General features: G+C 72.0%; 22 protein-coding genes. 16 read left to right on the top strand and 6 right to left on the bottom strand.

Annotated features, from left to right (window positions below; all coding sequences use genetic code 11):
• Nucleotides 1–89 precede the first annotated feature (89 nt).
• Complete coding sequence (locus ACFVH0_RS29880) at nucleotides 90–371, bottom strand: Lrp/AsnC family transcriptional regulator (RefSeq protein ID WP_124718123.1); 282 nt, start codon at nucleotides 369–371, stop codon at nucleotides 90–92.
• Nucleotides 368–1,120 (bottom strand): rhomboid family intramembrane serine protease, encoded by a 753-nt coding sequence (locus ACFVH0_RS29885; RefSeq protein ID WP_385825212.1) that lies wholly within the window; start codon nucleotides 1,118–1,120, stop codon nucleotides 368–370. The genes ACFVH0_RS29880 and ACFVH0_RS29885 overlap by 4 nt, the downstream gene beginning before the upstream one ends.
• 163 nt (nucleotides 1,121–1,283) lie before the next feature.
• Here ACFVH0_RS29885 and ACFVH0_RS29890 point away from each other — a divergent pair, with 163 nt between their 5' ends.
• From ACFVH0_RS29890 to ACFVH0_RS29910, 5 genes are all read left to right on the top strand, one after another.
• Nucleotides 1,284–1,526 (top strand): hypothetical protein, encoded by a 243-nt coding sequence (locus ACFVH0_RS29890; RefSeq protein ID WP_136328374.1) that lies wholly within the window; start codon nucleotides 1,284–1,286, stop codon nucleotides 1,524–1,526.
• Between the two features lie 36 nt (nucleotides 1,527–1,562).
• Complete coding sequence (locus tag ACFVH0_RS29895) at nucleotides 1,563–2,924, top strand: NYN domain-containing protein (RefSeq protein ID WP_385825214.1); 1,362 nt, start codon at nucleotides 1,563–1,565, stop codon at nucleotides 2,922–2,924.
• 284 nt (nucleotides 2,925–3,208) lie between these two features.
• A complete protein-coding gene (locus tag ACFVH0_RS29900) occupies nucleotides 3,209–4,237 on the top strand; it encodes an NlpC/P60 family protein (RefSeq protein ID WP_385825216.1) in 1,029 nt (342 codons plus the stop codon).
• A gap of 237 nt (nucleotides 4,238–4,474) precedes the next feature.
• Nucleotides 4,475–5,506: an NlpC/P60 family protein gene (locus ACFVH0_RS29905; protein ID WP_385825219.1), complete on the top strand. Its 1,032-nt coding sequence runs from the start codon at nucleotides 4,475–4,477 to the stop codon at nucleotides 5,504–5,506.
• A gap of 19 nt (nucleotides 5,507–5,525) precedes the next feature.
• Nucleotides 5,526–6,764, top strand: coding sequence for a hypothetical protein (locus tag ACFVH0_RS29910; RefSeq protein ID WP_385825325.1), 1,239 nt, complete (start codon nucleotides 5,526–5,528; stop codon nucleotides 6,762–6,764).
• Nucleotides 6,765–6,777: 13 nt separating this feature from the next.
• Here ACFVH0_RS29910 and ACFVH0_RS29915 read toward each other — a convergent pair whose 3' ends face one another.
• A complete protein-coding gene (locus tag ACFVH0_RS29915) occupies nucleotides 6,778–8,022 on the bottom strand; it encodes a glycosyltransferase 87 family protein (RefSeq protein WP_385825220.1) in 1,245 nt (414 codons plus the stop codon).
• A 121-nt stretch (nucleotides 8,023–8,143) separates the two neighbouring features.
• Here ACFVH0_RS29915 and ACFVH0_RS29920 point away from each other — a divergent pair, with 121 nt between their 5' ends.
• Entirely contained in the window at nucleotides 8,144–9,286 is a 1,143-nt protein-coding gene (locus ACFVH0_RS29920) for a glycosyltransferase family 4 protein (RefSeq protein ID WP_385825222.1), read from the top strand.
• Between the two features lie 107 nt (nucleotides 9,287–9,393).
• Here ACFVH0_RS29920 and ACFVH0_RS29925 read toward each other — a convergent pair whose 3' ends face one another.
• Nucleotides 9,394–11,190 carry an AMP-dependent synthetase/ligase gene (locus ACFVH0_RS29925; RefSeq protein WP_385825224.1) on the bottom strand — a complete coding sequence of 599 codons (1,797 nt, stop codon included), beginning with the start codon at nucleotides 11,188–11,190 and terminating at the stop codon, nucleotides 9,394–9,396.
• 280 nt (nucleotides 11,191–11,470) lie between these two features.
• On the opposite strand from ACFVH0_RS29925, the gene ACFVH0_RS29930 reads away from it, so the two are divergent.
• The 6 genes from ACFVH0_RS29930 to ACFVH0_RS29955 all read left to right on the top strand — a co-directional run bounded on the left by ACFVH0_RS29930 (nucleotide 11,471) and on the right by ACFVH0_RS29955 (nucleotide 16,518).
• Nucleotides 11,471–12,277 (top strand): metallophosphoesterase, encoded by an 807-nt coding sequence (locus ACFVH0_RS29930; RefSeq protein ID WP_385825226.1) that lies wholly within the window; start codon nucleotides 11,471–11,473, stop codon nucleotides 12,275–12,277.
• A gap of 107 nt (nucleotides 12,278–12,384) precedes the next feature.
• On the top strand, nucleotides 12,385–12,834 hold the full coding sequence (locus ACFVH0_RS29935) for an SRPBCC family protein (RefSeq protein ID WP_385825228.1): 450 nt from the start codon (nucleotides 12,385–12,387) through the stop codon (nucleotides 12,832–12,834).
• 5 nt (nucleotides 12,835–12,839) lie between these two features.
• The gene (locus tag ACFVH0_RS29940; protein WP_385825230.1) at nucleotides 12,840–14,123 is read left to right on the top strand and encodes an ArsA-related P-loop ATPase; all 1,284 of its coding nucleotides are present in this window, start codon (nucleotides 12,840–12,842) and stop codon (nucleotides 14,121–14,123) included.
• An 83-nt stretch (nucleotides 14,124–14,206) separates the two neighbouring features.
• Entirely contained in the window at nucleotides 14,207–14,665 is a 459-nt protein-coding gene (locus ACFVH0_RS29945; protein WP_385825232.1) for a DUF5304 domain-containing protein, read from the top strand.
• 74 nt (nucleotides 14,666–14,739) lie between these two features.
• Nucleotides 14,740–15,681 carry an ROK family glucokinase gene (locus ACFVH0_RS29950; RefSeq protein ID WP_385825234.1) on the top strand — a complete coding sequence of 314 codons (942 nt, stop codon included), beginning with the start codon at nucleotides 14,740–14,742 and terminating at the stop codon, nucleotides 15,679–15,681.
• Nucleotides 15,682–15,759: 78 nt separating this feature from the next.
• On the top strand, nucleotides 15,760–16,518 hold the full coding sequence (locus tag ACFVH0_RS29955) for an endonuclease/exonuclease/phosphatase family protein (RefSeq protein WP_385825236.1): 759 nt from the start codon (nucleotides 15,760–15,762) through the stop codon (nucleotides 16,516–16,518).
• 21 nt (nucleotides 16,519–16,539) lie between these two features.
• On the opposite strand, the gene ACFVH0_RS29960 is transcribed toward ACFVH0_RS29955, so the two are convergent.
• On the bottom strand, nucleotides 16,540–17,217 hold the full coding sequence (locus ACFVH0_RS29960; RefSeq protein ID WP_385825238.1) for a hypothetical protein: 678 nt from the start codon (nucleotides 17,215–17,217) through the stop codon (nucleotides 16,540–16,542).
• On the bottom strand, nucleotides 17,210–17,989 hold the full coding sequence (locus ACFVH0_RS29965) for an alpha/beta hydrolase (protein ID WP_385825239.1): 780 nt from the start codon (nucleotides 17,987–17,989) through the stop codon (nucleotides 17,210–17,212). Before ACFVH0_RS29965 ends, ACFVH0_RS29960 begins: the two co-directional genes overlap by 8 nt.
• 194 nt (nucleotides 17,990–18,183) lie before the next feature.
• Between ACFVH0_RS29965 and ACFVH0_RS29970 the strand changes: the two genes are divergently transcribed.
• The 4 genes from ACFVH0_RS29970 to ACFVH0_RS29985 all read left to right on the top strand — a co-directional run bounded on the left by ACFVH0_RS29970 (nucleotide 18,184) and on the right by ACFVH0_RS29985 (nucleotide 22,018).
• On the top strand, nucleotides 18,184–18,927 hold the full coding sequence (locus tag ACFVH0_RS29970; RefSeq protein ID WP_385825241.1) for a lysophospholipid acyltransferase family protein: 744 nt from the start codon (nucleotides 18,184–18,186) through the stop codon (nucleotides 18,925–18,927).
• A gap of 51 nt (nucleotides 18,928–18,978) precedes the next feature.
• Entirely contained in the window at nucleotides 18,979–20,202 is a 1,224-nt protein-coding gene (macS, locus tag ACFVH0_RS29975) for a MacS family sensor histidine kinase (RefSeq protein ID WP_385825243.1), read from the top strand.
• Nucleotides 20,199–20,891: a response regulator gene (locus tag ACFVH0_RS29980; protein ID WP_385825245.1), complete on the top strand. Its 693-nt coding sequence runs from the start codon at nucleotides 20,199–20,201 to the stop codon at nucleotides 20,889–20,891. The genes macS and ACFVH0_RS29980 overlap by 4 nt, the downstream gene beginning before the upstream one ends.
• A 113-nt stretch (nucleotides 20,892–21,004) precedes the next feature.
• Nucleotides 21,005–22,018: a 2-hydroxyacid dehydrogenase gene (locus ACFVH0_RS29985; RefSeq protein WP_385825247.1), complete on the top strand. Its 1,014-nt coding sequence runs from the start codon at nucleotides 21,005–21,007 to the stop codon at nucleotides 22,016–22,018.
• Nucleotides 22,019–22,029: the final 11 nt, after the last annotated feature.

The raw sequence follows: 22,029 nt of genomic DNA on the forward strand, positions 1-22,029 counted from the left end.
TGTCGCACGCCTCGCACCACTTGGGGGGGTCCCGGGAAGCCATGGTGCCCGTCCCCCGCCGAAGTGCTGCGTGGTGGTGAGGTGCTCGCCTACGCGTCGAGGCCGATGGCGAAGGCGGCCTCCAGGTCGTGCTGCGAGTAGGTACGGAACGCCACATGGGTGTCGGTGGCCTCGACGCCGGGGATCTTGCTGATCCGGCCGGGGATGACATCGGCGAGATCGTCGTGCTTGGGCACCCGGACCATGGCGATCAGGTCGTACGTACCGGTGACCGAGAAGACTTCGCTGACACTGTCCAGCGCGGCGATGGCCTCGGCGATCTCGGGAATCCGGTCCACGCTGGTTTTGATGAGCACGATCGCGGTGATCACGGCTGGCTTTCTCCCTCGGTGGCCGTGGCTGGTCCCTTCACTCTATCCGTACGCCGGTAACGCCCCCAGGCGTAGAGAAAGCCGAGGGCGAAGCCCACCACATGGGCCAGATAGGCCACGCCCGGCCCCCCGCTGCCCGCGCCCTGGACGGCCAGCCACTGGAGGGCGAACCAGAAGACCAGCACGATCCAGGCGGGGAAGCGCAGCGGCAGGAAGAAGAGGAACGGGAACAGACTGGTGACCCGGGCTCTGGGGAACAGGTACAGGAATGCCCCGAGCACCGCCGAGATCGCCCCCGAGGCCCCGACCAGCGTCTGGTCGGACGTGGCGTGCGCGGCCGCGTAGGCCACCAGGGCGAGGTAGCCGGAGATGACGTAGAAGAAGGTGAACCCGACCCGGCCCATGCGCTCCTCGGTCATCGCCCCGAACACGTACAGGAAGAGCACGTTGCCGAGCAGATGCAGCCAGCTGCCGTGCACGAACAGGGCGGTGAACGGGGTGAGCAGGGCGTGCCCGGAGCCTTCCCACAGCTCGCTGGGGATCACGCCCCAGCGTTCGAAGTACCCGGCCTGGGCGGCGAGCAGGGCGTCGGCGGTGCCGGGGACCGGGTTGAAGCCGGACAGCGGGCTGATCACGAAGACCAGGGAGCAGACCGCGATCAGGGCATGGGTCACCAGTGGTCCGCCCGGGGTGACCGTCCGTAGCAGCCCACCGGTCAGCCTGCCGGTCACAGCTCGCCGATCGATCATGAACAGAGCATGACGCAAGCGGAGGGAACGGGACAGACCGCCTCGCCGTGTCGGGGGGACACGGTGAGGCCGTAGGGTTACGGCAGGACATCCGCAGTTCGACGGCGCACCGCGAGATCCTTGAAGCAAGGCAGCACGAGGCTCGACGAAAGAGGACGCAACGATGACGACGGTTCCCCAGCCGACCGACGGGACTCGCTGGCGCTGCACGCTCTGCGGAAATCTCACGCGCTTCGACGTGACCCGCTCCTCGAAGGTCGTCGAATACGTCCATCTCGACCTGGCCGGTGAGGCCAGCGTCGAGGAACGTGAGGTGGTCAGTGAGACCATCGAGTCGGTGCGCTGCCGTTGGTGCAACGCGGTGGACCAGATCGAACTGGTGGACAGGCCGGGTGCCGACTCCTGACGGAGCCGCGCCCACAGACATTTGGGGTGACGGATGGTGGAGCAGCCCGCTAGCGGCGCCGAGTCGGCCGAGGCGGCCGACGGCGCCGTCGAGGCGCTCGACCGCCCGCTGCCCGAAGGTGTACGGCGGCGGGTCGTCGCGCTGGTCTCGGACGCGTTCGGCGGCCTGACGGTCTCCGAACTCCCGGCCCAGCTGCGGCAGTACGCCCGCTTCACCCCCACCCGGCGGGCCAAGTTCGCCGGGAACGCGATGGCCGCCGCCCTGGAGAGCGACTCGCTGTTCCGGCAGCGCATCGGCGAGCGGCTCAAGGAGGGGCAGCCGGAGCTGGCCGGTGCTCTGGAGGCCGGGGCGCCGCCCGCCGCCGCCGACCCCGTGGACGTGGCCGCCGCGGCCTATGTGCTGCGCCCGGCGGGCTGGGTCAAGCTGGTCGCCGCGGCCGGCGAGGAGGCCCAGCGCGCGGACGCCGAGCGCGCCGACGAGGAGAGCCGCCGCGAGCTGGAGCGGCTGCGCGAGGAGCTGGCCAGGGCCCGCTCCCAGACGAAGGCCGAGACGGAGCGGCTGCGCGTCGAGCTGGACGCCGCCCGCAAGGAGGCCGAATCCCTCCAGCGCAAGCTGCGCAGCGCCGTCAACGAGGTCAAGCGCGGCGAGGCCGCGCTGCGCCGCAGCCGGGCCGAGACCGACACCGTACGTTCCGAGGCGGCCGCCCAGGTCTCCGCGGCCGAGAGCGAGAGCCGCCGGCTCAAGGCGCGGCTGGGCGAGGCCGAGGCGTCCGTGGAGGCGGGCCGCCGCGCCGCAAGGGAGGGCCGCTCGGTCGAGGACATGCGGCTGCGGCTGCTGCTGGACACGGTGCTCGACGCGGCGAGCGGACTCCGCCGCGAACTGGCCCTGCCGCCTTCCTCGACGCGTCCGGCGGACAGCGTGGACGCGGTCGAGCCGGGCCGCATGTCGCCCAAGGACATTGCCGCCAGGGCCCTTTCGGAGACCGACCCGGCCCTGCTCGACCAGCTGCTCGCGCTGCCGCAGGCGCATCTGATCGTCGACGGCTACAACGTCACCAAGACCGGCTATCCGCAGTTGCCGCTGGAGAAGCAGCGGTTGCGGCTGCTGGGCGGGCTCTCGGTGCTCGCCGCACAGACCGGCGCGGAGATGACCTGTGTCTTCGACGGGGCCGAGCTGGCGGCCCCGGTGCTGCTCGCACCGCCGCGCGGGGTCCGGGTGCTGTTCAGCAAGCCCGGGGTGACCGCCGACGAACTCATCCGTCAGCTGGCGCGCGCCGAACCTCCGGGCAGGCCGGTCGTGGTGGTCTCCACCGACCGTGAAGTGGCCGACGGAGTGGCCAAGGCGGGCGCCAGGCCCGTTGCGTCCGTGTTGCTCCTGAAGCGCCTTTCGCGCGTCTAGTGACGCTTGCCGGTTCTCGGTGGAAATCGGGGAACGGACCGTCAAGTCACCGCTACACCCCGTGCGTCGTGGGTAAAGAAGTGCGGTCCGTGATGAGATTTTTCCGGCGAGGATTTGAACTGATCACAAGATGGTCACTAGGGTCAGGCCTCGAACCTTCGCACGGTTGATCACCCATCCGGGGTGACGGTGAAGGCACCGCCGAGTCCGTGACATGCACGGAGCCGGGGATTCGCGTCCCCCACAGCCCGGTAGGCGGCTCGAGGAAGAAGGAGCTCGCCTCCGTGGCGTCCCACCGTCGTCCCAAGCAGCCGAGCCGCGCTCGTGTGACCGTGCTCACCGCAACCGCCGCCGCAGCGGTCGCCCTGACCTCCCAGGCGGCCCACGCCGACCCCAAGCCCTCCAAGAGCGAGGTCAAGACCAAGGTCGAGAAGCTCAGCCACGAGGCCGGCGAGGCCAACGAGCAATACTACGGCGCCAAGGAGAAGCAGCAGAAGCTGGAGAAGGAAGTCGGCGCGCTGCAGGACAAGGTGGCCCGCGGTCAGCAGGAGATCAACAACCTGCGCAACGGCCTCGGTTCGCTCGCCGCCGCGCAGTACCGCTCCGGTGGCATCGACCCGTCGGTGCAGCTCTTCCTCTCCTCGAACCCGGACACCTTCCTCGACGAGGCGTCGGCGCTCGACCAGTTGACGGCCAAGCAGACCGAGACCCTGGGGAAGATCCAGGAGAAGCAGCGGTCCCTCGCGCAGGAGCGCAAGGAGGCCCAGGACAAGCTCGGTGACCTCGAGGACGTCCGCAAGACGCTCGGTGAGAAGAAGAAGAAGCTCCAGAGCAAGCTGGGCGAGGCCCAGCGCCTGCTCAACACGATGACCGCCGCCGAGCGCGCGAAGATGCGCGAGGACCAGCAGCGCGCCAGCCGCTCCGCGGGCGACCGGGTCGACCTGGGCAACGAACTCCCCGCCTCCGCCTGGGGTGCCGCGGCCCTGAACGCCGCCAAGACCCAGGTGGGCAAGCCGTACGGCCGCGGCGGTACCGGCCCCGGCTCCTTCGACTGCTCCGGGCTGACCCAGTGGGCCTACGCCCAGGCCAACGTCCAGATCTCCCGGGTCACGTACACCCAGGTCAACGACGGTGTCCACATCGGGCGCAGCGCGCTGAAGCCGGGCGACCTGGTCTTCTTCAACAACACCTCGCACGTGGGGCTCTACGCCGGCAACAACACCCTCCTGCACGCCCCGTACCCGGGCACGTTCGTCCGCTTCGAGTCGATGGACACCATCGGCAGCTTCCAGTTCGGCGTCCGCGTCGGCTGACGACGCCCGAACGGGCGAATTCCCGCGCCCGCGCAGACAGTCCGCCCCGCCGGAGACCACAGGTCACCGGCGGGGCGCCGTCGTTTCCGCCGCACTTCCTTCCGGCGCGGCCTTTGGCCGCTCCGTAATCGTCCGACTACTGTCTGCCTGCTGTGCAGCTTCCGGTCGTCGTGCCGCCCGCCCCGGGCGGCAGGGGCTGCGCGCGTCTGCGTACAGAGGAAGGGAGTGCGGCGTCCTGTGGTGTCCCATCGCCGTTCCACACAGTCCGGCCTCAACCTGAGCGTCCGGGCCACCGTTCTGTCCGCCGCGGCGGCGACCGCGGCCGCCACCCTCGGCGCGGCCACCGCGAACGCCGACCCGCAGGACGCGCCCAGGACCGCCAAGGCCCGCATCGACCGGCTGTACACCGAGGCGGAGCGGGCCACCGAGCAGTACAACGAGGCCGGTGAGAACATCGGCCGGCTGCGCGGCGAGGTCGACCGGGCCCAGGACCGGGCGGCCCGCGGCCAGGAACAGGTCAACCGGATGCGTACGGTGCTCGGTTCGGCGGCGAGCGCGCAGTACCGCTCCGGTGGCATCGACCCCTCGCTCGCCCTGCTGCTCTCCTCCGACCCGGACAGCTACCTCGACCGGGCCGCCGCGCTCGACCGCCTGACCGACCTTCAGGCCGCCGAACTGCGGGAACTCCAACAGGTCCAGCGCGGGCTGACGCAGACCCGGGCGGAGGCGGCCCGCGCACTGGCCGAGCTGGAGCGCAGCCGGGCGGACGCCACCCGCCACAAACGGACCGTCGAGCGCAAGCTCACCGAGGCCAGGAAGCTGCTGCACGCCCTGCCCGGCTCCGACCGGGCGGAGTTCGAGCGGGCCTCGCGCTCCGGCCGCGACGCCGGATACCCGGCGATGGCCGATGTGCCGGCCGGCTCCGCGCGTGCGGCGGCCGCCGTCATGGCGGTCCGGCAGGCGCTCGGCCGCCCGTACATCTGGGGGGCCAACGGACCGGCCGGATTCGACTGTTCCGGGCTGATGCAGTGGGCGTACGCCCAGGCCGGGGTCAGCCTGCCCCGCACCTCGCAGGCCCAGCGGTACGCGGGACACATGGTGCCGCTCTCCGCGGCCCGCCCCGGCGACCTGGTCGTCTACCGGGCGGACGCCAGTCACGTCGCGATGTACGTCGGCAACGGACAGGTGATCCACGCCCCGTACCCCGGGGCCCCGGTGCGCTACGACCCCGTCGGCATGATGCCCGTCTCGTCGGTGACCCGCGTCTGACCGTACCCTCGATCGGGTGATGCAGCGGCGGGGACGGAACGGTGGGCGGCGGGCGGCGGGTGCGCTGCTCGCGGGACTGCTGCTCGTCTCCGGCTGCGCGGCCCCCGAAGACGACGGCGCCGCCCCCGACTCCACCGCCCGGGCCGTCCGCGCCACGCTGGACCGCCGGGCCGCCGCCGTGCTGGACCACGACACGGACGCCTACCTGGCCACCACGGACCCCGGGGCCACCGCGCTGCGCGCGGCCCAGCGCCGGGAGCTCGGCAACCTCGCCGACGTACCGCTCGGCTCCTGGACGTACCGGCTGCGCGACGTGACCGCCCGGGGCACCGACCGGGCCACCGCCGACGCCGAGCTGCGCTACCGGATCAAGGGCTACGACGCGGCGCCGGTCGCCGCGGACCGGATGCTCGACCTGAAGCGGGACCGGGCGGCCGGCCGCTGGTACGTCGTGGGCGAGCGGGCGGTCGGGGACGGCGTCCAGCTCTGGCAGCAGGGCGATGTGCGGGTGGTACGGGGGAAGCACAGCCTGGTGCTCGGCGTCGGCCGCACGGACCGGGAGCTGAACCGGATCGCCCGGACCGCGGACCGCGCGGTGCCCGCCGTCTCCGGCGCCTGGCCGGAGCGCTGGGCGGGCCGTGTGGTGGTGCTCGTGCCGCGGACGGTGCAGGACATGGCGGGGCTGCTGGGCTCGACGGCCACGGACTACCGGGGGATCGCCGCCGTCACCACGGGACAGACCGGCGGCACGGGCCGGAACCCGGCGGACCGGGTGATCGTCAACCCGCAGGCGTACGCCACGCTCGGCACCTTCGGGCAGCGGATCGTCCTCACCCACGAGACCACCCATGTCGCCACCCGCGCCCGCACCTCCGCCGCGACCCCGACCTGGCTCTCCGAGGGCTTCGCGGACTGGGCGGCCTACCGCGACGAGGACCGTGCCGCCGCCCGGATCGCGCCCGAACTCGCGGACGCCGTCGCACGCGGCGAGCTGCCGGCCGGGCTCCCCACCGACGAGGACTTCGGCTTCGCGGGCGACCCCGCGCGCCTGGCGAGGGCGTACGAGGGCGGCTGGGCGGCCTGCGAGCTGATCGCCGACCACTGGGGCGAGCGGAAGCTGTTCGCCTTCTACCGGGCCGTCGGAGGGCACCGGGGACGGGACGGAGCGGTGGAGCAGGCCATGCACGAGGTGCTCGGCACGACCCCCGAGGACTTCACCGCGCTCTGGCGCGACCACCTGCGCACCACGCTCGGCTGAGCACACGCCCGGCTCAGGAGGCGACCGGCTCCGCCGCCCGGCCGAGACCGGACCGGGCGGCCGGGCCGCCCTCGCGCGCCGCCCCGGTGACCGTCTGCCGCCACAGCCGGCGGCAGGCGATCAGCGTCGCCGCGACCAGCAGGCCGTTGCGCAGGAACATCAGCGTCACGCCCGTCGCGTCGCTGGTCACCACATGCACGAACCCGAGCGGGAACTCCCACTGGGTGACGCCCGTCGCCACCAGCACCAGACCGGCCGGCAGCACCATCCGGCTGTCGCGGAACACCAGGCAGACCGCCGCCAGGCCGACCAGCCACAGCATGTACTGGGGGCTGATCACCCGGCTCGTCGTCGTGAACAGCAGCACCGCCGCGAACGCCGCGTCCGCCGGGGTGCTCACGCCGAACTCACGGGCCCGCAGCCGCCACAGCAGCAGCCAGCCGAACGCCAGGACCGACAGACCGAGGGCGAGCGTGCTCACCAGCGGCACGTGCGGGCCCAGGAACTCCAGCGAGCCGTAGTGCAGTTCCACCCGGCCCTGCCAGCCGAACTGCCGCGCCACATGGAAGACCAGCGCCCCCAGCGACTCGACCTCGGTGCCCCGGTCGCGCTGGAACCCCAGGAAGGCCAGCGCGCCCGGCATCGCCAGGGTGCACACCAGCAGCAGCCCGGCCGCCGTCACCGCCGCGGCCGTCCACGCCAGCCGCGTCCGCCTCCCGCGCGCCGTACCGGCCAGGATCAGCGCCGGCCACACCTTCAGCAGCGCACCGACGGCGGCCAGCGCCCCCAGTACCCGCGGATGCCGCAGCCCGGCCAGCAGAGCCGCCACCGCGACCGCCGTGACCATCACGTCGTAACGGGCGTACGCGGTCGTGCCGAGCAGCGGCACCCCCGCCACCCACACCCAGGCCCCGGCCGGCCACCGGCCGTCACCCCGGCCCGCGTACAGCAGCAGCCCCAGCACCAGCAGGTCGCAGACGAACGCGAGGACGAAGAAGGCCGAGGCGTAGTCCAGGAACGGCAGCAGCGCGGGGGAGAGGATGGCGAGCGCGGCCAGCGGCGGGTACTGCCAGGTGACGTCGGACTGCGGATACGTACCGGTCTTCAGGACCTCGGACCAGCCGTGGTAGATCACCGAGACATCGCTGGTCACGTCCGGTCCGGGCAGCGTGATCACCTTGGTGACGCAGAGCAGCAGCGCGACCCTGGTCAGGGCCCACACCGCGACAGCGAGCCGCGCGCCGGTCGATCCCGTCATGACGGCCTCATCCGTTCTCGTCGGGGGTACCCGGTGGGTACTGGGCGGGTACGAGGAGCCATGATGCCCGCCCGGCCCGCGCGAGAGCCATCGGGCCGGGCTGCCGGTACTGTCGGCCGGGATGGACAAGACCCTGATCGTGACCAACGACTTCCCGCCCCGCCCCGGCGGCATCCAGGCGTTCCTGCACAACATGGCGCTGCGCCTGGATCCCGCACAGATCGTCGTGTACGCCTCCACCTGGAAGCGGACCCCCGAAGGCCGCGCGGCCACCGCCGCCTTCGACGCCGAGCAGCCGTTCACCGTCGTGCGCGACCCCGTGACGATGCTGCTGCCCACCCCCCGGGTCACCCGGCGCGCGGTGCGGCTGCTGCGTGAGCACGGCTGCACCTCCGTCTGGTTCGGCGCCGCCGCCCCGCTCGGACTGATGGCACCGGCGCTGCGCAGGGCCGGCGCCCGCCGCCTGGTCGCCACCACCCACGGGCACGAGGCGGGCTGGAGCCAGCTGCCCGCGGCCCGGCAGCTGCTGCGGCGGATCGGCGAGGGCACGGACACGATCACGTACCTGGGGGAGTACACCCGCTCCCGGATCGCCCCCGCGCTCACCCCGAGGGCCGCGGCGCGGATGGTCCAACTGCCGCCCGGCGTGGATGAGAAGACCTTCCACCCGGACTCGGGCGGGGACCGGACGAGGGCCGGGCTCGGCCTCTCGGACCGGCCGGTCGTCGTCTGCGTGTCCCGGCTCGTGCCGCGCAAGGGCCAGGACACGCTGATCCTCGCGATGCCCGCGATCCTGGCGCAGGTGCCGGACGCGGTGCTCCTGATCGTCGGCGGCGGACCGTACGACAAGGAGCTGAAGCGGCTGGCCGAGGAGACCGGGGTCGGGGGGTCCGTGCGGTTCACCGGACCGGTGCCGTGGGAGGAGCTGCCCGCCCACTACGGCGCGGGCGACGTCTTCGCCATGCCGTGCCGCACCCGGCGCGGCGGTCTCGACGTGGAGGGGCTCGGCATCGTCTTCCTGGAGGCATCCGCGACCGGTCTGCCGGTGGTGGCGGGCGACTCGGGCGGCGCGCCCGACGCGGTGCTCGACGGCGAGACCGGGTGGGTGGTGCGCGGCGGCAGCGTGGAGGAGTCGGCCGACCGGATCGTCACGCTGCTGCGCGACCCGGAGCTGCGGCAGCGGATGGGGGAGCGGGGGCGGGCCTGGGTCGAGGAGAAGTGGCGCTGGGACCTGCTCGCCGAGCGGCTGCGGGCGCTGCTCTGAGCCGCGTACGCGAGAGGGCCCGTGCGTGAGGGGCCCGCACGCGAGAGGGCCCGCACGCGAGAGGGCCCGCACGCGCCGTGCGGGCCCTCTGACGTACGGATGGCGGGTCAGCCCCGGTAGATCGACTCGATCTCGTCCGCGAAGTCCTTCGCCACCACGTTCCGCTTCAGCTTCAGCGACGGCGTGATGTGGCCCGCCTCCTCGGTGAACTGCGAGTCCAGGATGCGGAACTTGCGCACCGACTCCGCCTTGGACACGGCCGCGTTCCCGTCGTCCACCGCCCGTTGCACCTCGGCCAGCAGCTCCGGGTCCTCGCGCAGCGACACCGCCGTCGAACCGGCCGGCTTGCCGTGCTCCGCGGCCCAGCGGCCCAGGAACTCCTCGTCCAGGGTGACCAGCGCGCCCACGAACGGCCGTCCGTCGCCGACGACCATGCACTCGGCGACCAGGGCGTGCCCGCGGATCCGGTCCTCGATCACCGCGGGAGCGACGTTCTTGCCGCCCGCCGTGACGATGATCTCCTTCTTGCGGCCGGTGATCGCGAGATAGCCGTCCTCGTCCAGCGTGCCGATGTCGCCCGTGTGGAACCAGCCGTCGGCCAGCGCGTCGGCCGTCGCCGCCTCGTTGTTCCAGTAACCGGTGAACAGGTGCTCGCCGTGCAGCAGCACCTCGCCGTCGTCGGCGATCCGCACCACCGAACCGGGCAGCGGCTGGCCGACCGTACCGATCTTCTGCCGGTCCCACGGGTTGAAGGCGGTGGCCGCGCACGTCTCGGTCAGGCCGTAGCCCTCCAGAACGGTGAAGCCGATGCCGCGGTAGAAGTGGCCGAGCCGCTCGCCCAGCGGCGCACCGCCGGAGATCGCGTACTCGCCGCGCCCGCCGAGCACCGCGCGCAGCTTGCCGTAGACCAGCCGGTCGAAGACCTTGTGCTTCAGCCTCAGGCCCAGCGGGGGGCCCTGAGGGGTACCCAGCGCGCGGCTGTAGGCGATCGCCGTGTTCGCGGCCTTGTCGAAGATCTTCCCCTTGCCGTCGGCCTGCGCCTTGGCACGCGCCGCGTTGTACACCTTCTCGAAGACCCGCGGCACACCGAGGATCAACGTCGGCCGGAACGAGGCCAGTTCATCGGTGAGGTGCTTGATGTCCGGTACACAGCCGAGCTTGATCGGGGCCATCACCGAGGCCACCTCGACCAGCCGTCCGAAGACGTGCGCGGCGGGCAGGAAGAGCAGTACGGAGCACTCACCGGTACGGAAGAGCGGCTTCAGCCGCTCCACCACGTTGCCGCACTCGGCGAAGAAGCTGCGGTGCGTGAGCACACAGCCCTTGGGGCGGCCGGTGGTGCCCGAGGTGTAGACGATGGTGGCCGGGTCGTCCGCCTTGGCGCTCGTCATCCGCAGGTCAAGCGTCTCGTCCGAGACGTCCTCGCCGATCGCCGTCAACTGACGGATCGCGTCGTCCTCGATCTGCCAGATGCCCTTCAGGGCCGGCAGGTCCGCCTGGACGGAGACCACGGACGCCTGGTGCGCCTCGGATTCCACGAGGCACAGGGTGGTGCCGGAGTCACCGAGGATCCACTGGATCTGCTCGGGCGAACTGGTCTCGTACACCGGGACGGTGACCGCGCCGGCGCTCCAGATCGCGAAGTCGAGCAGTACCCACTCGTAGCGGGTGCGCGAGAGCAGGGCCACCCGGTCACCGGCATCGACGCCCGCGGCGATCAGACCCTTGGCGACGCCTCTTACCTCGGCCAGGAACTGCGCGGCGTTCACATCGGTCCACGCGCCCCCCACCTTGCGGCTCATCACCGCGGCGTCGGGATGCTGAGCGGCATTGCGGCGGATGAGATCCGTCAGGTTGCCGTCCGAGGGGACCTCGTACAGGGCCGGAAGGCTGAACTCGCGCAAGACTGCTGCTCCTCATCGGGCTCCGGTGCCACGGCTCTGTGTGACGCACCGGCTGCGGTCCAAGATTGGCGGGCGCTCAGTGGGGTGAGCACGACTGGACTGCCCGGACGTTACCCACCAGTACGCGGTTCCCGATAGGGGGTTCCGGCCAGATGTCTTATGCGTCACACATAACGGTGATCCTTGGGCGCACAGTAGTCCACCCGTGTGACCGGGCGAAGATTTTCGCAGGTCCGGCGGCCTCTACCCAGGTGACCGGCAGAGTCCTAGGGTGATCGTCATGCGAGCCGGACCGGACAGCCCCGTCACCCCGAACCGACAGCGCACCCGCATCCACGTGGTCAGCGACGTGCACGGCAACACCGAGGCGCTGGCCCGCGCCGGGGACGGCGCCGACGCGCTGGTCTGCCTCGGTGACCTGGTGCTCTTCCTCGACTACGCCGACCACTCGCGCGGCATCTTCCCCGATCTCTTCGGCGTGGAGAACGCCGACCGGATCGTCGCGCTGCGCACTGCCCGCCGCTTCGAGGAGGCCCGCGCGTTCGGCCGCGCCCTGTGGGCGGGCATGGACCGCGACGCGGCGATCGTCTCGGCGGTGCGCAAGCAGTACGCCGAGCTCTTCGCGGCCTTCCCCACCCCGACGTACGCCACCTACGGCAACGTCGACATCCCCGGCCTGTGGTCCGAGTACGCGCACCCCGGCACCACCGTCCTCGACGGCGAACGGGCCGAGATCGGCGGCCGCGTCTTCGGCTTCGTCGGCGGCGGGCTGAAAACCCCGATGAACACCCCGTACGAGATCGGCGACGAGGAGTACGCGGCGAAGATCGAGGCGCTCGGCCCGGTCGACGTGCTCTGCACCCACATCCCGCCCGATGTGCCGGAGCTGACGTACGACACGGTGGCGCGCCGCTTCGAGCGCGGCAGCAGGGCCGTGCTGGACGCCATCCGCCGGACCCGCCCCCGGTACGCCCTGTTCGGCCACGTCCACCAGCCGCTGGTCCGCCGGATGCGGATCGGCGCCACCGAATGCGTGAACGTCGGCCACTTCGCGTCCACCGGCAGACCCTGGTCCCTGGAGTGGTGACCACACCGGCACCGGACCCTGGAACGAGGCGCCGCGCACACGCGATAGCCTTCTGACGGCAGGCATCTGCCGACGCACCGGTACACCGCACTGGAGGAGCCACGGCGATGGCTGAACACACCAGCTCGAGCATCACGATCGAGGCGGCACCGGCCGACGTCATGGGAGTGATCGCCGACTTCGCCCGCTACCCGGAGTGGACCGGCGAGGTCAAGGAGGCCGAGGTCCTCGCCGAGGACGACCTGGGCCGCGCCGAGAAGGTCCGGCTCGTCCTCGACGCCGGAGCGATCAAGGACGACCACACCCTCGCCTACACCTGGATCGGCGACTACGAGGTCAGCTGGACCCTCGTCAAGTCCCAGATGCTGCGCGCCATCGACGGCTCCTACGCACTGGCCCCGCTCGGCGACGGCGACCGCACCGAGGTCACCTACCGGCTGACCGTCGACGTCAAGATCCCGATGCTCGGCATGATCAAGCGCAAGGCCGAGAAGGTCATCATCGACCGGGCCCTGGCCGGACTGAAGAAGCGCGTCGAGTCCGTCCCGAAGGCCTGACCCGGATGCGTACGGTCCTCGTCACCGGCCCCGGAGGCGCCGGCCGTACCACCGTCGCGGCGGCGACCGCGCTGGCCGCCGCCCGCCGGGGCCGGCGCACCCTGCTGCTGACCGCCGACGGCATACCCGGCTTCCCCGAGGACACCGAACCCACCGAGGTCACCGACGGGCTGTGGTCCGCCCGCATCGACTCCGGCGAGCACTTCCGCGGCGAACTCCTCGCCCTCCAGGACCAGGCCTCCGTCGTACTCGACCTGCTCGGCGGGAACCGGCTGGACGGCGAGGAGCTGACCGAACTCCCCGGCAGCACCCAGCTCGCCCTGCTGCACACCCTGCGCCGAGCCGCCGAGGGCGACTGGTCGCGGGCCGGCCACGACCTCCTCGTCGTCGACCTGCCACCACTGCGCGAAGCACTCGCCCTGCTCGCCCTCCCCGAGCAGCTGCGCCGCTATCTGCGCCGGCTGCTCCCCCCGGAACGCCAGGCCGCCCGCGCCCTGCGCCCGATGCTCGCCCAGCTCGCCGGTGTGCCCATGCCCGCCCAGTGGCTGTACGAGGCGGCCGCACGCAGGGACGCCGAGCTGGCCGCCGTGCAGGCCCTGATCGAGGCCCGCGACACCACGGTCCGGCTGGTCGCGGAGCCAGGCCCCGCCGCTGAGGACGCCCTGCGCACCGCCCGTACCGGTCTCGCCCTGCACGGACTGCGGGTCGACGCCCTCACGGTGAACCGGGTCCTGCCCCGGCACTCCACCGATCCGTGGTTCGCGGAGCTCGCCGCGCAGCAGGAGAAGACCGTCGACCGCTGGTACGAGGAATGGGCACCCGAAGCCGCACTGCGCGAGGTGCCCCACCTCGGCCGCGACCCGCGCGGCCTCGACGACCTCGCCCGCCTCGACAGCGCGGCCGACGGCCCCCGCGGGGACGACGGACTCGCCGGGGGGCTGGACGGGCGGAGCCCCGGCCGGGCCGACGACCCCTGGTGGATCGAGAGCCCCGACGCCCCGGACGGCCTCGACGGACTGCTGCCCGGCGGCCGGATCGTGAGCACCGGCCCGTCCGGGGACGGCGACCCGGTCCTGGTCTGGTGCCTGCCGCTGCCCGGCGCCGTCAAGAAGGACCTCCAGCTGGTCCGCCGCGGCGACGAACTGCTGCTCACCGTCGGCCCGTTCCACCGGATCGTGCCGCTGGAGTCCGGACTGCGCCGCTGCACCGTCTCCGGCGCCGCCCTCACCGACGGGGTGCTCCGGGTCCGGTTCACGCCGGACCCCGGCCTGTGGCCGAGGACGGGCTGAACGGCGCGTCACGCTTCGGGTAACGTCGTTAGTACGTGCCCCGTATGCCGGGCCGCCGGCACACCACGTCGCAGGAGTCCGCCATGAGCGATGCCACCGATCGTCCCGTCGACGACGATGCGTGGGCGAAGGCCTGCGCCGAGGACCTCGAAGCGGAGAAGGCCCGCCGCCGGGCCCAGCACGGCCCGCCGCCCGGCTCCACCGCCGAGGAACTGCGCAAGCTGGTCGACGCCGTGGCCGACAAGTTCTCGTCCCTCCAGTCGCCGCTGTTCGGCGCGGCGGCCCAAGGGACCGTGCAGCAGATCATCAAGCAGGCGAAGTCCGCGGTCGAGCCCGTCATCGAGCGCAACCCGGACGTCTTCGACCACATCGCCGCAGCCGGCAGCGAACTCCTCGCCGCCTACCGCTCCGCCGTCGAGGGCCAGGAACGCCGCTGGACCCAGGGCGCCGGTGACCCCGCCGGCACCGAGAAGAAGGCCGACGACCCCTCCGACCCCCGTGACGAGGGCCCTGCCGCGGGCGAACACATCGACCTGGACTGACCGGCACCGATGGGCCGGGCCCCCGGCTCGGGTACGGTTGGCCTCAGCGGGGCTCGACCGGAACTGAGGGATTCATGGGACTCACCATCGGCGTCGATATCGGCGGCACGAAGATCGCGGCTGGAGTGGTCGACGAAGAGGGCCGGATCCTCTCGACGCACAAGGTGCCGACCCCGCCGACGGCCGAAGGCATCGTCGACGCGATCGCCACGGCCGTGTCCGGTGCGAGCGAGGGCCGCCAGATCGAGGCCGTCGGCATCGGCGCAGCCGGATACGTCGACGACAAGCGCGCCACCGTGCTGTTCGCGCCGAACATCAACTGGCGGCACGAGCCGCTGAAGGACAAGGTCGAACAGCGCGTCGGCCTTCCCGTCGTCGTCGAGAACGACGCCAACGCCGCCGCCTGGGGCGAGTACCGCTTCGGTGCCGGCCAGGGCCACGACGACGTCATCTGCATCACGCTCGGCACCGGCCTCGGCGGCGGCATCATCATCGGCAACAAGCTGCGCCGCGGCCGCTTCGGCGTGGCCGCCGAGTTCGGCCACATCCGGGTCGTCCCGGACGGTCTGCTCTGCGGTTGCGGCAGCCAGGGCTGCTGGGAGCAGTACGCGTCCGGACGCGCGCTCGTCCGGTACGCCAAGCAGCGCGCCAACGCCACCCCGGAGAACGCCACGATCCTGCTCTCGCTCGGCGACGGCACGGTGGACGGCATCGAGGGCAAGCACATCAGCCAGGCCGCCCGGCAGGGCGACCCGGTGGCGGTCGACTCGTTCCGCGAGCTGGCCCGCTGGGCCGGCGCCGGACTGGCCGACCTCGCCTCGCTCTTCGACCCGTCCGCGTTCATCGTCGGCGGCGGTGTCTCGGACGAGGGCGAGCTGGTGCTCGACCCGATCCGCAAGTCGTTCCGGCGCTGGCTGATCGGCGGCGAATGGCGCCCGCACGCCCAGGTCCTCGCGGCCCAACTGGGCGGCAAGGCGGGCCTGGTGGGCGCGGCCGACCTCGCCCGTCAGGGCTGAGCCGACCGGGACCGGACCGAACCGGACGCCCGTCGCGCCCCTGTGGCAGCGGCGGGCGTCCGTCGTATCGTGAGGCGCATGGTTCCGACGCCACTGCCCGACTCCCGTACCGAGCCGGATGGTTCGGCCGTCATCAGAGTGCTCAGCTACAACATCCGGTCGATGCGCGACGACTGCGAGGCGCTGGCCCGCGTCATCACCGCCTGCGCCCCCGACCTCGTTCTCGTCCAGGAAGCACCGCGGTTCTTCCGCTGGCGCAAGCGCGCGGCCTGGCTCGCGGCCCGTACCGACCTGGTCGTGCTCGGCGGCGGTGCCACGGCGGCCGGGCCGCTGCTGCTCTGCTCGCTGCGGGCCACCGTGGAGCGGACACAGGACGTGCTGCTGCCGCTCACCCCAGGGCTGCACCGCAGGGGATTCGCCACCTCGGTGGTACGGATCGCGGGCACCCGGATCGGTCTGCTGAGCTTCCATCTGAGCCTGCAACGGGACGAACGCCTCGCCCAGACCGAGATGCTGCTGGAGCGGCTGGACGAAATGGGTGTCGAGCACGCGATCGCGGCCGGCGACCTCAACGACGTACCGACCGGGGACGCGTTCCGGCGGCTGGCCGGGCGGCTCCAGGACTGCTGGGCGGTCCGGCCGTGGGGCGAGGAGCACACCTACTCGCCGGACGACCCGCGACGGCGCATCGACGCGATCTTCGCGACGGAGGGGATCGAGGTGCTCGGCTGCGGTGTCCCCGCCGGGCTGCCCGGGGTCACCGAGGCGGACCTGCGGGCGGCCACCGACCATCTGCCGGTGCTGGCGGCGCTGCGGGTGCCCGCGATCCGGCCCTGACACCCGCGCTCCGCCCCGGTCTCAGACGACCGCCCCGCGCCCGGGGTCGTCGCCGTCCTCGTCGTCATCGTTCATCCGCGCCACCAGCGTGACGAAACCGCCCAGGAAACCGCCGACGCAGACCGTCGTCAGCCACCAGGTCATGTCCCACCGCAGCAGCACCGCGATCAGCATCAGCACCGGACCGCCGACGACCGCGAGCCAGGCGAACTTCGCCGTGACGTCGGCCTCCGGCAGCGGCGGCGGCTCCGGGGGGACGAAATGCCCCTCGTCGCTGTCGTCGAGGTCGCCGTCCTTCGGCTCCGGGACCTCGTAGTCACGCGGACCGGCCACCCCGGGTGCGAAGACGACCGAGCTGCCGAGCGGCTTCTCCGGCGGCTTCGCGGACTTCGTCCCGATCCCCTTGTCCGGATCCAGGACGGGCTGGTCGTCCTCCGGCAGCGCCAGATCCTCGATCGACCTGAACGGCCTGGCACCCGGCGGGTCCGGCGGCTCCTCGCCGTACCCGGCGACGATCGCCTGCCACGCGGCGTTCTCGTCGACCGGCGGTTCGGGCCGGCTGCCGTCGGCGCCCGGTGCCGCCTGCTGTGCGGCGCCGTCCTGCGGGCCCGTGCCGTCGTCGGGCACGGCAGCTCCCTCGGCGGGAAGGGGCTCGCGCTCCTCCTCGCTGCCCGCGCGCTCCGCGTCGTGCTCAGCCACCTGACGTGCTCCCCTTCTTTCCGACGCTCGGGGCGAGGCGGCCGATGAACCGGTAGCTCTCGTCGAAGATCCGCTCCGCATCGTGGTCCAACGTCGCGACGTGGTAGCTCTGTTCCAGCAGGATCTCCTCGACGTCCGTCGACGACACCCGGCTCAGGATGCGGGCCGAGTCGGCCGGCGGCACCACATGGTCCTGCGGGCTGTGCAGCAGCACCAGCGGCTGGGTGACCTGGGGCAGCTCGGCGTCGACCAGACGGAAGAACTTCCGTAGCGAATGCGCCGCGTGCAGCGGCACCCGGTCGTACCCCACCTCGTCGGAGCCCGGCAGGGCGATGTCGCTCGCCAGCCCCTTCGTCGTCCGCACCAGATGGCGGGCGACCGGCAGCGCGTACGCCGACAGGCCGTGCACCTTGTTCGCCGGGTTGACCAGCACCAGGCCGCTGATCGCGTCCCCGTGCTTCGCCGCCAGCCGCAGCGTCAGCGCGCCGCCCATGGACAGCCCGAAGACGAAGACCTGGCTGCACCGCTCCAGCAGGGCGCGCAGCTCCCGGTCCACCTCCGCGTACCAGTCCTGCCAGCCGGTGAGCTGCATGTCTTCCCAGCGGGTGCCGTGCCCCGGCAGCAGGGGCAGCGAGACGGTGAGCCCGCGCTCCGCCAGATGGTCGGCCCAGGGGCGAAGCGACTGCGGGGAACCGGTGAATCCGTGACAGAGGAGGACGCCGACCTCTCCGCCCTCGTGGCGGAACGGCTCGGCTCCGGGAAGGACCGGCACCGGGGTCTCCTGTTCGTGAGGCTCGCAAGGGAGCGAAAGGGGGGAGTGCAGAGGATTACTTCACCGTACGCGACCGGACTGACACCGACCAGGGTCGTCACCGGCTCCGGCCGCCGCAGCGGCTCCGTGCCGGGCGGGAGCGCGGGCGCCCCACGGGTTAAGGTCTGTCGGACAGCACACAGGAGGCACCCGAGTTGATCTACGGCGCAATGAAGTTCTCCATCGGCGGCTCGCTGAAGCTCGCCTTCAGGCCATGGGTGGAGGGCCTGGAGAACATCCCCGCGCAGGGACCGGCGATCCTCGCGAGCAATCACCTGTCGTTCTCCGACTCCTTCTTCCTGCCGGCCGTCCTGGACCGCAAGGTCACCTTCATCGCCAAGTCCGAGTACTTCACCGCACCCGGCGTGAAGGGCAAGCTGACCGCCGCCTTCTTCAAGGGCGTCGGCCAGCTCCCGGTGGACCGCTCGGGCGCCCGCGGCGCCGGTGAGGCGGCCATCAAGGCGGGCATAGAGGTCATCGAGAGCGGCGGCCTCTTCGGCATCTACCCGGAGGGCACCCGCTCGCCCGACGGCCGTCTCTACCGGGGCAAGCCCGGCGGGCTGGCCAGGGTGGCGCTGGCCACCGGCGCGCCCGTCATCCCCGTGGCGATGATCGACACGGAGAAGATCCAGCCGCCCGGCCAGGTGATGCCCAAGCTGATGCGCCCGGGGATCAGGATCGGCAAGCCGCTCGATTTCAGCCGCTACCACGGCATGGACGGGGACCGCTTCATCCTGCGCTCGGTCACCGACGAGGTGATGTACGAGATCATGAAGCTCTCCGGCCAGGAGTACGTCGACATCTACGCGACGGCGGCCAAGCGGCAGATCGCGGACGAGGCCAAGCGCCGCGCCGAGGCGGAGAAGCACCAGGACACCGGGTCCACGACGCAGGAGTGAAGGAACGGTACGGCGCGTGAACGCGTCCGTTCCGTCCAGGGGGTGGGGAAAGTGGCCAGGCGCGAGCGGGTCGTACGGATGTCGGTCGAGCAGCCGCTGTGGAGCGCGCTGACCGCGTACCGCATCCTGACGACGCTGTACGCGGTGCTGCTCTCCGTCTTCGGCCGGGACAAGTACGACCGGCCGTGGGTGGCCGCCGCCTTCCTGGTGGTGCTGGTGGTCTGGACGCTCGCCACCCTCCCGAAGGTCTCGAACGCCACCGCCTGCACCAAACGCTTCCTCGGCGCCGATCTGACCATCGCGCTCACCGGCATACTCCTCACCCCGCTCGCCGACTTCGAGGCCCAGCAGATGGACGGCCCGACGCTGCCGTCCATCTGGACCGCGGGCTCCGTACTGGCCTTCGCGATCAAGGGCGGCTGGCGCTGGGCGGCCTTCGCGTCCAGCTTCGTCGCCGTCGCCAACATCGTCGAGCGCGGCCATCCCAGCCGGGACACCTTCCACAACGTGCTGCTGGTCTGGGTCGCCTCCATCGCCATCGGGTACGTCATCGAGGTCGCCAGGGCCAGTGAGCGCACCCTCGCCCGTGCCCTGGAGATCGAGGCCGCCACCCGCGAGCGGGAACGCCTGGCCCGGGACATCCACGACAGCGTGCTCCAGGTCCTCGCCATGGTGCAGCGCCGGGGCACCGCGCTCGGCGGGGAGGCGGCCGAACTCGGCCGGATGGCCGGGGAGCAGGAGGTCGCCCTGCGCACCCTGGTCTCCAGCGGGCTCGTGCCCACCACCCGGGTCTCCGAGGACGCCGCCGAGGGCGCGGTGGTCCGCAGCGTGGAGGTCGACGACGAACTGTCCGAACCGGCCGACCGCGATCTGCGCGCCCTGCTCGCCCCGCACGCCGGATCCCGGGTCAGCTTCGCGGAGCCGGGCGCTCCGGTGCTGCTCCCCGCCGCGGCCGCGACGGAGCTGGCAGCCGCTGTCAGTGCCGCCCTGGACAATGTCAGGGTCCACGCGGGGGAGAATGCCCAGGCCTGGATCCTCGTCGAGGACTGGCCGGACGAGGTGATCGTGACGGTCCGGGACGACGGCCCCGGAATCCCGGACGGGCGGCTCGCCCAGGCCGAGGGGGAAGGGCGGATGGGGGTGGCCCTGTCGATCCGGGGGCGGCTGCGTGACCTGGGCGGCACGGCCGAGTTGATCTCGGTGCCCGGCCAGGGCACCGAGGTCGAGTTGAAGGTTCCGAAGGTTCCACGGGGGAAGGCAGGATCAGCGAGATGAGCACGGAGAACACCGGCGTCGCGCAGGAGCGGGCCATCAGGGTGATGGTGGTCGACGACCATCCGATGTGGCGCGACGCCGTCGCCCGCGACCTTTCCGAGTCGGGCTTCGAAGTGGTGGCGACGGCGGGCGACGGACCGCAGGCCGTCCGCAGGGCGAAGGCCGCCACCCCCGACGTCCTGGTGCTCGACCTGAATCTGCCCGGCATGCCCGGCGTCCAGGTCTGCAAGGAGCTCGTCGGCTCCCACCCCGGGCTGCGGGTGCTGGTGCTCTCCGCCAGCGGTGAGCACGCCGACGTGCTGGAAGCGGTCAAGTCCGGCGCCACCGGCTATCTGCTCAAGTCGGCCAGTACGCAGGAGCTGACCGAGGCGGTGCGGTCCACCGCAGTCGGCGACCCCGTCTTCACACCGGGCCTGGCCGGGCTGGTCCTCGGCGAGTACCGCAGGCTCGCCTCCGACCCCGCGCCCGCCGCGGCCGACGAGCCCAAGGCCCCGCAGCTCACCGAGCGCGAGACCGAGGTGCTGCGGCTGGTCGCCAAGGGCCTCTCGTACAAGCAGATCGCCGAGCGGCTGGTCATCTCGCACCGCACCGTGCAGAACCACGTGCAGAACACCCTGGGCAAGCTCCAGCTGCACAACCGGGTGGAGCTGGTGCGGTACGCGATCGAGCGCGGTCTCGACGACGCCTGAGCCGGCGGCCGGGGCCGGGCGGCGGAGCAGGGGCAGGGGCCGTATATTCGCGATGACCGGCCCAGCCACCCGATCTGCCGATCCGCCGGTCCGCGCGACGAACGGGAGAAGTCGTGGAAATCCTGGCCTTCGGTGTGCAGTCCGACGAGAAGCCACTGATCGAGAAGGCCTTCGCCGGACAGCACGAGGTCCGCTGCCTGGACGTCTTCCTGAACAGGGACACCGCCCCCATCGCGGCGGGATACGAGATCATCTCCACCAGCGTCAACGCCGATCTGGGCGGCAGCGTCCTGCAGACCCTCGCGGCCGGGGGCACCCAGATGATCGCCCAGCGCTCCACCGGCTTCAACAACATCGACCTGGACGTCGCCGAACGCCTCGCCCTGCGGGTCGCCCGGGTCTCCTACTACTCGCCGTACTCGGTCGCCGAATTCGCCTGGACCCTCGCGATGGCCGTCAACCGCCGGATCATCCGGGCCGCGAGCCGCACCCGCGACTTCGACTTCCGGCTCGACGGACTCCTCGGCCGTGACATGCGCGGCCGCACGGCGGGCGTGATCGGCACCGGCAAGATCGGCGAGGCCTTCACCCGGATCGCCCACGGCTTCGGCATGGAACTGCTCGGCTGGGACGTCGTCGAGAACCCCGCCTGCGCCGCCCTCGGCATGAAGTACGTGGAGAAGGAGCAGCTGCTCGCCGAGTCCGACCTGATCAGCCTGCACGTACCGCTGCTGCCCGCGACCCACCACATCATCGGCGCGGACGCCCTGGCCCGGATGAAGGACGACGCCATCCTGGTCAACTCCAGCCGCGGCGGCCTCATCGACACCACGGCACTGGTCACCGAGTTGCGCGCGGGCCGCTTCCTGGGCGTCGGACTCGACGTGTACGAGGCGGAGGCCGGGCTGTTCTTCCTCGACAAGTCGCTGGAGGGCGTCGACGACGACACCCTGGCCCGGCTCGTCACCTTCCCGAACGTCATCGTCACCTCGCACCAGGCGTACTACACCGAGGACGCGGTGGGCCAGATCATCGACGCCACCGTGCAGAACGTCGCCGACTACCTGGCCGGCCGCCGCAGCGACAACGTCCTCGTCCCGGCGCTCCCGGCGCTCCCGGCGGACTGAGCGGCCGGCGG

The sequence above is a fragment of the Streptomyces sp. NPDC127117 genome (assembly GCF_042677325.1).
GTDB lineage: Bacteria > Actinomycetota > Actinomycetes > Streptomycetales > Streptomycetaceae > Streptomyces.